Genomic DNA, 13,933 nt, shown 5'->3' with positions numbered 1-13,933 from the left:
CCAGCATCTGGCATTAGCTTAGTGCTTTGAATGTGGGGTTTATGGAGCGGTTACGATCAAACCCAGGTCCGTTCTCGGACGTCAGAGCGCAAATGCCGACTTGATGAAGGCATTTTGCCAAAATGCCAGTGTAGAATTACGTTATCAGCACACTATCTAGGGAAGGGAAGTGAAATGACCGTACGGATCGATAAAATAATCGTTAGTGATTTCAAACGTATAGAGTCACTAGAAATTGATTTGCAGCCTGTGACCGCATTAGTTGGCGGGAACACGAGCGGTAAAAGCAGCGCGTTGCAGGCTGCACAACTCGGCGTGTCCATCTTGCAGGCCGCATTTCGCGGTTTCCGGCCAAACGGCTCACCAGACTTTGCCGGAACCGTTGCCAACGATGCCGTGCTTTTTCGTCCCACCGAACTGCTGTTGGACTTGAGGCGTGGGGGAAGTGCAACGCAGAACCTTGGCTACTCGGTCACCTACTGCGGTTTTGACCCTGCCACTGAGGCGAATAAGCAAATAAAGATAATAATCCGCCGCGGCAAGAACGCGAATATTGCCATCACCCGTGAAGGGGATGATGATTTTGCTGCTGTCCTTGCGAACAGTGATCGCCCGTTCTCGATCTTCACACCTGGATTATCAGGAATTCCAATCCGTGAGGAGTGGCGAACAAAAGGAGCGATGGATGCCGCAGTCATGCATGGCGACGCTAACCTGTATCTACGCACTGTACTTGATCATCTCTACACTCGTGATATGGACGGGATGGCCAAAGCCGCTTGGTCAAGGAACCGTGATATAGATTTTTTACCAGACAGCGGATGGAAAACCTTTTCTCAACTCCTTGACCGTTGCTATCCAGGCACACGAGTGGTCGTCAGCCATGATGATCAACGAGACCGGTATGTGAATGTTGAAGTCGAAACGACGGACGCGCAGATTACGCTGGATATGGCATCGACGGGTATGCTCCAAGTCATTCAGATCATCGCGTACGCATGCTTCTATTCACCGCCTTTGATCCTTTTGGATGAGCCCGATGCTCACCTGCATGCCGACAGTCAGGCCCGGCTCTACGAAGCGCTTAGAAGCGTCGCCGATACGGGAACACGGATTCTATTCGCCAGCCATTCACCCCAACTGATCCAGAGACTGATGTACGATCCAAAGGCTGCTTTGGTCTGGATGCGCGCAGGTGAGAAGGTTCCAGTCGACGACGCACAACGTCCTGCAATTCCAATTCTTATGACGCTCGGGGCGCTTTCGGCCGGTGCAGATGCCTTCGACCCTGCCCGTCCTGTAATTCTGATGACAGAGGACAAGCTATCTATACCTGTCACCGCACTGGCGAAAGCAAACGGCGCTCCTGATAATTTGGCAGTGCTCTCTTACAATGGATGCGGAAATCTTCGATCAGCGAGGCTTCTGGCGCGTATGATCACAGACATGCGTCCTGACGTTCGGATTGTATTGCACCGGGATCGAGACTTCCGTACGGAACAGGAAATGCGCTATGAACTGTCGTCAGCTATCGCCGAACATCTCCGAAAAGGCGCGACACGTGTCACAGAGATTTTCACTCCGTTGAATGACGTCGAGCACTCATTTGCAAACGCGGACCATCTGAAGCAAGTTTTCAACGAGATCCCACCTGAACTAATCGACGCTGCGATTACAGACGTGATCACTCTTAAACGCGACGATCTTACGAATGCAGCTCGTGTAGCTCGCGACCAGATTGTTTCGTCGCTCTACGACGTGCCTCGTAAGCGCGCTAAGCCGGAGTGGGCAGCGTCAGAGATGCCCAACAATTCTCCAGCTATCCAGCTTTTCCTACCTGCGAACGGCGCGGTTCCCGTTCCGTTTCAACATGCTCACGGCAAAATGCTCATGGACAGTCTGCGCCCCAAAATCCATCAGCTTGTTGGAGGTCCGACGCAAGTATCGAATAGTAGGATTTTCACTGTTACAGACCACCTCCGAGCGCAGAATTGGCAGGACGCATTTGCGGCTGACTGATACAAGGCAGCTTCGCTCCGCCAAGACTCGCTTACCTCTCAACGCATGGGCTAACTCGACACTGCATCAGGGTCAGCTCACGAACGATCGGTACGTGTAGAACGACGGAGCCGGTCAACTTTTCACTTGGCTGTCCAACGCGGTCTCGATAAGCGTCGCGCAAACTGCGGCACGTTCAACCTGCAGTTCACTTTCATAATGAAATATGAGGGCTTAATTTCCGAGCAGACGGCTGATGACGGTGGGTATTTTCATTACTTAAGCTGGTCGTTGGCCAAGCTCTTCCACTGCACCGCATTCAATGAGCCAAGAACTCTGGGGATCGACTTGCCGTCCATCTTTACAAAGAATGCCTCAGCGTATTCGCTAGACCGCTCCCCTGCAGGCACCCCCATGGTTCGCTCGAAATGATCGATACAACCGCTGTGCGTGATGAGTATCAGGTTCTCGCCTTTGGTTTTGTGTCCAACGACTTCATTCTTGAAGTGAGTGTCGCAGTTTCCCACCCAGTCCTGGGATATCACCGTTTGACCCGCAATGTAAGTCGCTGTCTGTTGCGTACGGGTCAAAGGGCTGGCGATCAGGTGAGCCCGTTCAAGCCCCAGTCGTTGAAGTCCCGCGCCGACATCGGACGCCGCTTGGCTGCCGTTCACCGTAATACCATCAGCGCTGCCAAGACAGCGGTTCGGCGATCGGTCACAGCGTTCCGCGTGCCGGATCATCACCACCACATCGCCATGTTTCCATAGCTCGATCAGCCCCGAACTGGCCAGATTACTGCCGCTGCCCAGGTCGGCCACACGGGCCATGCTCAAAAACCAGATCAATGCTGTAGCGAGTATTAATGAGAAGACAACTATTAATGCGCGGCCACTGAAAAGGCGAAAGGGGAAAAAGCCTGCCTTGAACTCGCCAGTACCCTGAATATAAGTATGTGTCACGTGAGTACTCCTGAAGGTCACCACCGTGCGGCTTTTGCGCGAAGCACCGCACCATGAGGTTTAATCTAAGAGCACTGCCGTGGCCGAGCAGTGAAGAAGATGTCAAAAATACGTTGGCGAGAATAATAGCCCATCGGAGAGCTGTAACGATTCTTTTTTAGCACCCTGAAAGACTAAGCAGTTGCAGACTTTTTATTGGCGAGGTTTTCACATAAATTTTATAACATCCGACCTAAAGTCCGCTTCCTTGTAGCGCCCACCCTGGCGCAGCCGGGTATTGCTCACCGACGTCAGGAAGACCGACATGTGGAAGTTTAAAGCAGCTCGTCCCGAGCTCGCGATTGTGATCGCCAGCACCTTCTTGTTGCTGGCGTTCAATGCAACATTGTGGCAACACCTTTCTTCGATCACCGATAATCATGACGGAAATACCGTACTGCGTGTCGCGTTCGGCCTGATGGTACTATTTATTTTCAACAGTGTGCTGACGTTGCTTGCTTTCAGGCCCGTACTCAAGCCATTGCTGAGTGCCCTCTTCATCATGAGCGCTGCGGTCTCATACTTCATGGGCCAATATGGCGTGCTGATTGACGTCGGCATGTTCAGAAACGTGGCCGAAACCAATATCACCGAAGCCCAGGGATTGCTTTCTCTCAAACTGCTTGTCTACCTTTTACTACTGGGCATCGTGCCCTCCATCGTACTGTGGAAAACCCCGATCAGTTATCGACGCTGGCACAGGGAGTTGCTCAGTAAATTTATCGTCATCGCCGCCTGTCTTTTCGGTGTAGGTTCAATCGCACTGTTCAACTACCAGGGCCTGTCATCGCTTTTTCGCAATCATCACGAGCTTCGGCTTATGGTCGTTCCCAGCAACTATATAGGCGCCTCCATCAGTTACCTTCGTGAGAAGGTGGTCTCCGCTCAGAAACCTTTTTCAACCATTGCCGAAGACGCGAAGCTGAACAGCGCCTGGACGCAGCATCCGCGTAAATCACTGACGGTTCTTGTCGTGGGCGAAAGTGCAAGGGCCGACAATTTTGGACTGCTTGGCTATAACCGGGATACTACTCCCGAACTGCGCCGCCAGCCGGGAGTCATTGCGTTCAGCGATGTGCAATCCTGCGGTACAGAGACGGCCGTGTCGGTGCCATGCATGTTCTCGAACATGGGCCGGCAAAACTACAATCCAGCCACGGCCAAGAATCAGGAAGGGTTGCTGGATGTACTGAAACGCGCCGGAGTGGATGTGATTTGGCGGGACAACCAGTCCGGCTGCAAAGGCACCTGCGACCGAGTGACCTTTGAAGATGTGAGCAATCTCGACGACCCTGCGTTATGCCTTGATAACGAATGCCGCGACGAAATTCTGCTGCAGGGTCTGCAGGCGCGCATCGATAACCTCGAAAAGGACACCGTGCTGGTGCTTCATCAAATGGGTAGCCACGGCCCGGAATACTTCAAACGTTACCCAAAAAAATTCGAGAAATTCACGCCTGTTTGCGAAAGCAACGCGCTCAACAATTGCTCGCGAGAAAGCATCGTCAACAGTTACGACAATACGTTGACCTATACCGATCATGTCTTGTCCAGCCTGATCAATATCCTGCGCAGCAATCAGGAAAAAGTCGATACGGCCATGTTGTATCTTTCAGACCATGGCGAATCACTGGGGGAATACAACCTGTTCCTGCATGGCACTCCCTACATGCTGGCGCCTATCCAGCAAAAGCATGTCCCTATGATCACCTGGTTCTCTGAAAACTATAAGAAGTCGTTCGCCATCAACTCAGACTGTCTGGAAAAGAAGCGCGACTCGGCACTGAGCCAGGACAACCTGTTTCACTCAATGCTGGGGTTAATGCGAGTAAATACCAAGGCTTACGACCCCGCTCTGGACATGTTTGCAGGCTGTCGAAGCCCCCGCGAACAGGACGCATTGGCGGAGCAATAAACAGGACCTGATCTGCGCCTCTCATTTCGGGAGGTGTGAGACGACGCGCTCAAACTTCACACCACCAACCCTTATATGACAAACACGGTCATCTTTTCTTAACACATTTATGACATTCATCTTGCGCTACGTATACAGCACCCGATGCTGGCATCTGAAAGCAAACCACGCTCATCGCTTCATGAGCAGAGGGAGCAGCGCATGAAAGTGACAGTGTTTGGAACCGGCTACGTGGGGCTTACCCAAGCCGCGTGTCTGGCGAAAGTAGGCCACACCGTTTGCTGTGTGGATGTGGACGAAAAACGTATCCAAGCACTGCGTGAAGGCGCATGCCCGATATTCGAGCCCGGTCTTGCGGACCTTCTGCAAAGCGGTCTGGCCTGCCAACGGTTGCAGTTCACCACGAACGCTACCCATGCCAGCCGCTTTGCCGAGTTGATATTCATCGCTGTCGGAACGCCGCCGCAAGCGGACGGCAGGGCCGATCTGAGCCAGGTGCTTGCCGTAATGCACACCGTGCTCCAGTACGCCGACGGTGCCCGGATCATCGTCAACAAGTCCACCTCACCCGTCGGGACGGTGGACCGTTTGCTCGCCGAAATCGCTGCCAGCCCGCGATGCGATGATGGCTTCGAAGTCATCAGCAACCCGGAATTTTTCAAGGAAGGCTCTGCGGTCGGCGATTGCCTGCGTCCGGATCGCATTATCGTCGGCGGTGCCAGTCAATCGGCACTGGAGCTCCTGCGTGAGCTGTACCAGCCTTTCAGCCGCAACCGTGAAAAGTTTGTAGTCATGGATGCCCGAAGTGCTGAACTGACCAAATACGCAGCCAACTGCCTGCTCGCGACCAAGATATCGTTCATCAATGAAATGGCCAATCTGGCCGAACAGGTTGATGCCGATATCGAACAGGTTCGTCTGGGCATAGGGTCCGATCCGCGCATAGGTTACGACTTCATCTACCCTGGCTGCGGTTTCGGCGGGTCATGCTTTCCCAAGGACCTTCAGGCGTTGATCGGCACCGCCGCAGAACACGGTGTCGAGACCTCGCTGCTCAGTGCCGTAGAACAGGTCAACCGTCGCCAGAAGCACCGATTGTTCGAGAAGATCCGTACCCATTATCAGGGCGAACTTGCAGGTAAAGTCTTTGCCGTCTGGGGGCTGGCTTTCAAACCCAACACTGACGATATCCGCGAAGCCTCCAGCCACGCTTTGCTGGCAGCGCTCTGGGCCTCTGGCGCCAGGATTCAGGCCCATGACCCGCAAGCGATGCAAGCCATACGGCTTCATTATGGCGAGCGGGATGACTTGAAGCTTGTCGACTGCAAGGAACATGCGCTTGAAGGCGCGGACGCGCTGGTGGTGGTGACTGAGTGGCAGGACTACCGCGTTTTGAATCTGGACCGGCTCGGCACGACACTGCGCGACCGGGTCATCTTCGATGGCCGTAACCTGTTCGATCCGGCACAGCTACGGGACGCAGGGTTTGTGTACCACGGCATTGGGCGCGGCCAGAGGATCAACGTATGACGGTGCTCGTGACAGGCGCCGCCGGATTCATTGGCTTCCACGTTGCCAAACATCTGTGTGAGCAGGGTATTGAAGTTGTCGGCATCGATAACCTGAACGATTACTACAGCGTCGAACTGAAACATTCACGACTGGCCATCCTTGAGCGCATGCCAGGTTTCGTCTTCAAAAGGCTGGACATTACGGATGCAACGGGTCTGTCCACTCTGTTCGAACACCATACCTTCGAACAGGTCATTCACCTCGCCGCCCAGGCGGGTGTGCGCTATTCGATGGAGCAACCCGATGCCTACATCCAATCAAATCTGGTCGGTTTCAGCAACGTGCTCGAGGCCTGCCGCCAGCACCGCCCCTCGCACCTGATTTATGCCTCCAGCAGTTCGGTCTACGGCGCCAATACGCGCCTGCCGTTTCGGGTGGAGGATGCCGTCGACAGGCCGCTCTCCCTGTATGCGGCCACAAAGCGCGCCAATGAGCTGGCGGCTTACAGCTACTGCCACCTGTACGGCTTGCGAGCTACCGGGCTGCGCTTTTTCACGGTTTACGGCCCCTGGGGTCGACCGGACATGGCGCTGTTCAAGTTCACCCAGGCCATGCTCCGCGAAGAGCCTGTGGACATTTACAACCATGGTGAGATGGCGCGGGATTTCACCTACATCGACGACATCGTGGAAAGCATCTTACGCCTGCGTTTGCGCCCGCCTGAGCCAACGAACGGCGAGCCTGCACATCAGCTCTTCAACATAGGACGCGGCCAGCCCGTCAAGCTGCTGGAGTTCGTCGATTGCCTGGAAAAGGCGCTGGGCCTCAAGGCCCAGCGTCGCTATCTCCCTCTGCAGGCAGGCGATGTACTGCAGACCTGGGCTGACGTTACCGCCTTGACCCGATGGATCGATTTCCAGCCGCACGTCTCGGTCGACAGCGGCGTGAGCGCGTTCGTTGAGTGGTACCGAGAGCATTATCAATCCGGGCCGTCTCCGCTATCTCTCCAATAAGGACCTCCATGACCACGCCCATTTTTCTTTCTGTCGTGATTCCAGCCAAGAACGAAGCGCAGAACCTGCCCGTCCTGATAAGGGAAATCTGTACAGCCCTCACTGAAGAGCATTACGAGATCGTGGTGGTTGACGACGGCAGCACGGATGAAACCCTGCACGTGCTGACAACGCTCAAGGAAAGCGGCCTTAAGGAGCTGCGTATCCTGCGCCATGAGCAATCACTCGGTCAGAGCACCTCGATCTATCACGCCGCGTTGGCAGCCGAGGGTAACTGGCTGGCTACGCTGGACGGTGACGGCCAAAACGACCCTGCTGATATTCCGGGAATGCTGTCGCTGGTACGAGCCCGCCAGGAGCGTTCGGACTCCATCCAACTGGTCGCGGGGCACCGGGTCAATCGCCGCGATACGGCCAGCAAACGCTGGGCTTCTCGATTCGCCAATGGCTTGCGTCGTCGCCTTCTCAAGGACGCAACGCCGGACACCGGCTGTGGCTTGAAGCTGATCGAGCGAGCCGCGTTCTTGCGCCTGCCCTATTTCGACCACATGCATCGATTCATTCCTGCGCTCATTCAGCGGCACAACGGCCGGATGATCGTCCACCCGGTCAATCATCGCCATCGCCAGGCCGGAGTCTCCAAATACGGCAATCTGGACCGCGCACTGGTCGGCATTCTCGATCTGTTTGGCGTCTGGTGGCTGATCCGCCGAACACGTCTGAATGTTCCGGCACAGGAGCATCGCCCATGAAACCGGACAGCGAAACGCTTTGGCTGATCGTGGGCTTTGTAGGGCAGGCGGTCTTCACCGGCCGTTTTGTTCTGCAATGGCTGTACAGCGAGTTCAAGAAACGCAGCGTCATTCCAGTAGGGTTCTGGTACCTCAGCATGCTGGGCAGCTCCATCCTGTTGGTCTACGCCATCTATCGACAGGACCCTGTATTCATCGCAGGTCAGTCCTTCGGTCTGCTCGTGTACCTGCGAAATCTTCAATTGATCAGCCGCCAGGCCAGCACGCCCAAGGAGCAGTGATGTTGCGAACTCCCTTTTCGCCACGCCTCGAAGGATGGTTGCTGGTCGCGTTGGCCGTCCTGCTGATCGGCGCAGGTCTGGGTATGCGCCAGCCGCAGAATGTTGACGAAGAGCGCTTTCTGGGTGTTGCTCTGGAAATGCTGCAAAACGGTTCGTGGTTCGTTCCGCACCGGGCGGCCGAGATCTATGCCGATAAGCCACCGCTGTTCATGTGGACGGTCGCCTTCTTCATCTGGCTGACCGGTAGCCCGAACATCGCACTTTATCTGCCCGGTCTCCTTTCCGCAGGCACGATCACCGCTGTCCTCTATGACCTGGGGAATCGGCTTTGGGAACGACGCATCGGTCGATACGCCGCCTTGCTGTTCCTGGCCACGTATCAAACCTACAGCATCCTGCGAACAGGACAAATCGACAGTTTCCTTTGCCTATGGGTCGCGCTGGGCTTCTACGGATTGGTTCGCCATCTGTTGCTCGGACCTGCCTGGGGCTGGTTTTACTTCAGTTGCGCAGCGATGGGCCTGGGCATCATCAGCAAAGGCGTAGGTTTCGTACCGGCCCTCATGCTGATTCCGTATGCCTACGCCGTGCGTAAAAACTGGCACGGTGTGGTGCGAATGCCTGGGCAGGCCGCACGTTGGGCGCTCGGCCTGCTGGTTACACTGCTTGCATGCTGCCTCTGGCTGGTGCCTATGGTGATCTCGGTCGTCCGTGACGGTTCGCCCGAAGGCTTTGCGTACCTTCATGAAATACTCTTGCACCAGACGGCCAACCGCTACGCCAGCGCATGGGACCACCGCGAGCCCTTCTGGTATTTCCTTGTCAACGTCATCCCTCAGTACTGGCTGCCACTGGTGTTCGCACTGCCTTGGCTCATCCCGGCCTGGCGCAGGCAATTGAGCAAGCAGGATGGTCGCGTACTGGTGCTGTTGGGCTGGGTCTTGCTGGTACTGCTGTTCTTCAGTCTTTCCAGTGGCAAACGCAAGCTCTACATCTTTCCGGCGCTCCCTGGCCTGGTCCTGGTCGCTGCACCACTGGTGCCCTGGCTCCTGCGCCGCTGGTTTCGGGAACGCGTGTTGGCCCGGCGAATCGTCCCCACGGTCGTCGTTGTCTGGCTCGCTCTTTGGTTCGCCAGAGGCTTTATCGAGCCTGTCGTTGAAGGCGAAAACCCGCACAAGGAACTCATGGAGCAGGCAGCTGAAGTCACCCACGGGGCCGACCTGGTCCTTGTCAATTGGCGTGAAGGACACTGGCTCTATGCGCGCCAGCCCATTGTGCATTTCGGCTTTGCCCACGCGCTGGCGAACGAGCGGGCGGCCAGTTGGCTTAGAGAGCACCCTGGCACCTTCGCGCTGGTGCCAGGCGAACTATTGGCCAACTGCTTCCTTCCAGAAAAAGCCCACCCGCTGGGAAAGACGTCCAGAGCTGACTGGTTCGTAGTCGATGCCCAGGCCGACAACGGCATGTGCCGACCTGAACGCCCTCCGGAAGTGTATCGATTCGCCTGGAAACAGAATGCCCAATGACCGCAAGCCCCACTCGCCACAACAGCAGGGAGCGCCTGAAGCCATGCTTCTGGAAAAGATTGAAACAAAACGGGCGGGCTGGTCGGGTCTCTCTCGACGACGAGTATCGTTCCTGCAGATGCTGTTCTTTGCAGCTGCACTCGCGCTGTTGCTGCTGGCGTACGCTGTGTCGGCCCACTTTCAGCTTCATCAACAGCTCTACTATTACGGCCTGACCTGGCTGAAAGGCAATGAGGCTCCCGAAAAAAACATCTGGTTGCCGGCCTATCAGGTGGTCGTCGACGCAAAGCCCATCGATCCGGAGGTGGCCAATATCTCGGGAATCACTTACGACTACGACAACCATCGCCTGCTGGCCGTGACCAACAAAGGCCCGATGCAGTTGCTGGCGCTGGACATGAACGGAGACATACTCGAACGCTATCCGTTGATCGGCTTTGAGGACACCGAAGGGGTGGCCTACCTGGGTAACGGACGTGTGGCGCTTTGCGACGAACAGCTTCAACAACTGGATATCATCAAGATGCCCGGGCAAGCGCGCCCGATTCAGGTCGAAGAGGCCGAATATATTGCGTTGGTGATCAATCCGAGCCTTCATAACAAGGGCTTCGAGGGGGTGACTTACGATCCGGCCAACGACCGTTTATTCGCAATCAAGGAGCGCGATCCACGCCAGCTGTTCGAAGTCTCAGGCGTCTTGCGGTCCATCGATCAACATCGTTTGCAGATCAAGGTCGTGGATCGGCTGGACTGGATTACAGAGAGTGTTGCGACACGCGACCTTTCGGACGGCCACTACGATCAGCGCACCGGACACTTGCTGCTGCTCAGTGACCAGTCACGCTCAATTACCGAGTTGGACGGCAATGGCCGGTTCGTCAGCATACGTTCACTCACGAATGCATTTTCCGATCTTCGAAACAGCGCGCCTCAACCCGAAGGACTGACGATGGATCAGGATGGCAACTTGTACGTGGTCAGCGAGCCGAATCTGTTTTACAAGTTCTCGAAAGCACCGACACCACCTGCGAACTAAGACGGATCCCTGACTACGCAGCTGCCTGCTTTCTCAAATCCAGCCGCCCCACTGCAGAATGAATATCCCGATGTTGGTCGTCACCGCGGCGGCCAGGGTCGTGAGCACAATGATCGCTGCGGCCAGCTCATAGTTGCCATTGGCGGTGCGCGCCATGATGTAGCTGGCAGCGGCCGTCGGGCTGCCGAAGTACAGAAACAGAATCCCCAGCTCCGCACCGCGAAAACCCAACAGCCAGGCCGCGAAGGTGCACAGCACCGGCAGCCAGACCATCTTCACCAGACTGGCACTGACCGCCAGTTTTCCACTTTTGCGCAGCGAGGCCAGCGACAGCGTGCCGCCGATGCAGATCAACGCCAGCGGCAATGTCATCTGCGCCAGAAGACCACCCGACGTCTCCAGCCATTTGGGCAGACCGATGCTGAAATAGGCGAACGGCGAGGCGACGAGCACGCTGATGATCAGCGGGTTGGCCAGCACGCTTTTGAACACGCTCCACGGGTCGGATTTGATCACCGGACTGTAGACCGCAAGCACCACGGTCGACAGCGTGTTGTAGAAAACGATGACCAGCGCCGCGAGAATCGCGCCCAGGGAAATGCCGTAGGAGCCATACATGCTGGCGGCCAGCGCCAGACCGATCACCCCGTTGTTGCCACGGAATGCACCCTGGACATAGACCCCGCGGTCTTCATGCGGGCAGCGCCATATGGCCCAGCCCCAGGTTGCCGCGAAACTCAGGAGTGTGGCGACGCCAAAGAAGATCAGCAGTTTGGGTTGCAGCGCTGCGCGCAGATCGGCATGGATGATGCCCAGAAACAACAGCGCAGGCATGGTGACGTTGAACACCAGCCCCGACGCGGCAACGATGAACGCATCATTGATTGCGCGGATGCGCTTGAGGAACACGCCAAGAAACAGCATGGCGAACACCGGTGCGGTGATGTTCAGTGTTTCAAGAAAGATAGCCAGCATGCAACGCACCCGGTCCCGTCGATAGGTAGCTAATGATAAGCCACCCATGCCGGGTGTGTTGCAAGGATTTTCGGAAAACCGCCCACGCGAGGCGTCAGACGATGCGACTGGCCTCCACTACCGGCTGCAATTTACGCTCGAACACCGACACGCCGTCCAGATCGCGCAGGGTCACAGTCATTTCGCCACTCTGGCCATCGATGTTCACTTCGCCGAAAAACTGGAAACCGGCAAACGGTGAGGTGTTCTGCGCGGGCGGGGCCTTCTGGAACACCAGTTCGGGACCGAAGGTCTTGTCCAGCGTATTAGGCCCAAAGCTGCCTGCGTTCAAGGGACCTGCGACAAACTCCCAGAACGGGTCGAAATCCTGAAAAACCGCCCGATCCGGCTGATAGTGATGCGCGGCACAGTAATGCACATCGGCCGTCAGCCACACGCAATCGCGAATCTTCTGCGCACGCAGATACGCCAGCAGTTCGGCAACCTCCAGCTCACGCCCCAGCGCAGGGCCGTCATTGCCGTTGGCAATTGCTTCCCAGCGTGCAACGCCGGGGCTCACTTCGCCGTCCGGCACACCGAGGCCGACCGGCATGTCAGCGGCAATGATTTTCCATTGCGCTCTTGAGCCCTTGAGTTCGCGTTTGAGCCAGTCCAGTTGTTCGCGCCCGAGGAAGGCGGTGGTCGGGCCCGGCTTGTCGGCCAGGTTGGCATCGTTGCCATCCCGATAGCTGCGCATGTCCAGAACGAACACATCCAGCATCGGACCGTAGGGAATCTTGCGGTAGATCCGCCCGCCGTTGTCGGCTTCCTGCAGGCGCAGCGGTGCGTATTCCAGATAAGCCTGGCGTGCGCGGGAGGACAGCAGCTGAATGTCCTTGACCTTGTAACGGTCATCCAGCTGTTTGCTTGGCGACCAGTTGTTGGTCACCTCGTGGTCGTCCCATTGCCAGATCTGCGGCACCTCGGCGTTGAACCGGCGCAGGTTTTCATCCATCAGGTTGTAGCGGTAGTTGCCGCGGTATTCGTCCAGCGTTTCGGCGACTTTGCTTTTCGCTTCGGTGGTGAGGTTGCGCCAGATGCGTCCATCCTCGACCGTAATCTGCGCCGGGACCGGGCCATCAGCGTAAATGGTGTCACCGCTGTGGATAAAAAAGTCCGGCAGGCGCAGGCGCATGGCTTCGTAGATGCGCATGCCGCCTACATCAGGGTTGATGCCGAAGCCTTGACCGACGGTGTCGCCGCTCCACACAAAGCGGATATTGCGTCGCTGTTGCGGCATGCTGCGCAGATGGCCGAACCACGGCTCGCTGGCAACGCCGCTTTGCGCATCTTCGAACGACACGCGATAGAAAATCGTTTGATCGACCGGTAAACCGGTCAGCTCGACACGCGCGGTGAAGTCAGTGCGCTGATCGGCCAGCGCCGACACCACACGCCGGGGCTGCGTGAACATGCTGCGCGTGTCCCACTCGACGATCATGCGCGAAGGACGGTCGCTGCGACTCCAGACCATTGCGCGGTCGCCCAACACGTCGCCCGACTGCACGCCGTCGGTCATCTTCGGCCGGTCCTGCACCGACGCAATGACCGCCGGCGCAAGCCCCGGCAACAACAACCCGGCCCCGACGGCCTGAATGACACGGCGACGCTTGAGATCGAACTGGCTCACGGTTATCCCCTCGCAGACAGGCAAAAGAGCAACCTAGCAGGGGAATGTTGGGGGAGTGTGACAGCGATGCATCACTCGACACTGATCGTGCCCATCGCGTGGGCATGCATCCTGTGACGCTCCGCGTCACAAATGGCACAGATTGCGGACTCAGTGAGTCGAGCGCATGACGTGGGTAACGCTGGAGCTTGGCCACGCACCTGCGCCACATTCAAGTGCGGACGCGGAGCGTCCTGAGCGGCATTCCCACGCGGA

Annotated in this window: 11 protein-coding genes; 8 read left to right on the top strand and 3 right to left on the bottom strand. The window is 56.7% G+C overall.

Features of this window, described 5'->3' with window-relative positions:
- Positions 1-174 precede the first annotated feature (174 nt).
- Complete coding sequence (locus QRN20_RS23855; RefSeq protein ID WP_058432048.1) at positions 175-2,019, top strand: AAA family ATPase; 1,845 nt, start codon at positions 175-177, stop codon at positions 2,017-2,019.
- A 254-nt stretch (positions 2,020-2,273) separates the two neighbouring features.
- Here the strand turns inward: QRN20_RS23855 and pmrG are convergent, their stop codons facing one another.
- The gene (gene pmrG / locus QRN20_RS23850) at positions 2,274-2,879 is read right to left on the bottom strand and encodes a lipopolysaccharide core heptose(II)-phosphate phosphatase PmrG (RefSeq protein ID WP_239987937.1); all 606 of its coding nucleotides are present in this window, start codon (positions 2,877-2,879) and stop codon (positions 2,274-2,276) included.
- Between the two features lie 385 nt (positions 2,880-3,264).
- Here pmrG and QRN20_RS23845 point away from each other — a divergent pair, with 385 nt between their 5' ends.
- The 7 genes from QRN20_RS23845 (at position 3,265) to QRN20_RS23815 (ending at position 11,034) form a co-directional block, all read left to right on the top strand.
- Positions 3,265-4,914 carry a phosphoethanolamine transferase gene (locus QRN20_RS23845; RefSeq protein WP_058432046.1) on the top strand — a complete coding sequence of 550 codons (1,650 nt, stop codon included), beginning with the start codon at positions 3,265-3,267 and terminating at the stop codon, positions 4,912-4,914.
- Between the two features lie 201 nt (positions 4,915-5,115).
- The gene (locus tag QRN20_RS23840) at positions 5,116-6,444 is read left to right on the top strand and encodes a UDP-glucose dehydrogenase family protein (RefSeq protein ID WP_029243331.1); all 1,329 of its coding nucleotides are present in this window, start codon (positions 5,116-5,118) and stop codon (positions 6,442-6,444) included.
- Positions 6,441-7,439, top strand: a complete 999-nt coding sequence (locus QRN20_RS23835; RefSeq protein ID WP_058432044.1) for an SDR family NAD(P)-dependent oxidoreductase — start codon at positions 6,441-6,443, stop codon at positions 7,437-7,439. The genes QRN20_RS23840 and QRN20_RS23835 overlap by 4 nt, the downstream gene beginning before the upstream one ends.
- 8 nt (positions 7,440-7,447) lie before the next feature.
- Entirely contained in the window at positions 7,448-8,191 is a 744-nt protein-coding gene (locus tag QRN20_RS23830) for a glycosyltransferase family 2 protein (RefSeq protein WP_029243333.1), read from the top strand.
- Positions 8,188-8,472 carry a lipid-A-disaccharide synthase N-terminal domain-containing protein gene (locus QRN20_RS23825; RefSeq protein ID WP_025995396.1) on the top strand — a complete coding sequence of 95 codons (285 nt, stop codon included), beginning with the start codon at positions 8,188-8,190 and terminating at the stop codon, positions 8,470-8,472. Before QRN20_RS23830 ends, QRN20_RS23825 begins: the two co-directional genes overlap by 4 nt.
- Positions 8,472-9,998 carry an ArnT family glycosyltransferase gene (locus tag QRN20_RS23820; protein ID WP_244997555.1) on the top strand — a complete coding sequence of 509 codons (1,527 nt, stop codon included), beginning with the start codon at positions 8,472-8,474 and terminating at the stop codon, positions 9,996-9,998. The genes QRN20_RS23825 and QRN20_RS23820 overlap by 1 nt, the downstream gene beginning before the upstream one ends.
- 43 nt (positions 9,999-10,041) lie before the next feature.
- A complete protein-coding gene (locus QRN20_RS23815; RefSeq protein ID WP_058432064.1) occupies positions 10,042-11,034 on the top strand; it encodes an SdiA-regulated domain-containing protein in 993 nt (330 codons plus the stop codon).
- Between the two features lie 33 nt (positions 11,035-11,067).
- Here the strand turns inward: QRN20_RS23815 and QRN20_RS23810 are convergent, their stop codons facing one another.
- The gene (locus tag QRN20_RS23810; protein WP_004881575.1) at positions 11,068-12,009 is read right to left on the bottom strand and encodes an AEC family transporter; all 942 of its coding nucleotides are present in this window, start codon (positions 12,007-12,009) and stop codon (positions 11,068-11,070) included.
- A 94-nt stretch (positions 12,010-12,103) separates the two neighbouring features.
- Positions 12,104-13,678 carry an alkaline phosphatase D family protein gene (locus QRN20_RS23805; RefSeq protein WP_043304854.1) on the bottom strand — a complete coding sequence of 525 codons (1,575 nt, stop codon included), beginning with the start codon at positions 13,676-13,678 and terminating at the stop codon, positions 12,104-12,106.
- Positions 13,679-13,933: the final 255 nt, after the last annotated feature.

This window comes from Pseudomonas sp. fls2-241-TYG-175 (assembly GCF_030209155.1).
Classification (GTDB): Bacteria; Pseudomonadota; Gammaproteobacteria; order Pseudomonadales; family Pseudomonadaceae; genus Aquipseudomonas; species Aquipseudomonas viridiflava.
Note: the sequence above shows the minus strand (reverse complement) of the source record. Positions and strands in the feature narration are given on the sequence as shown.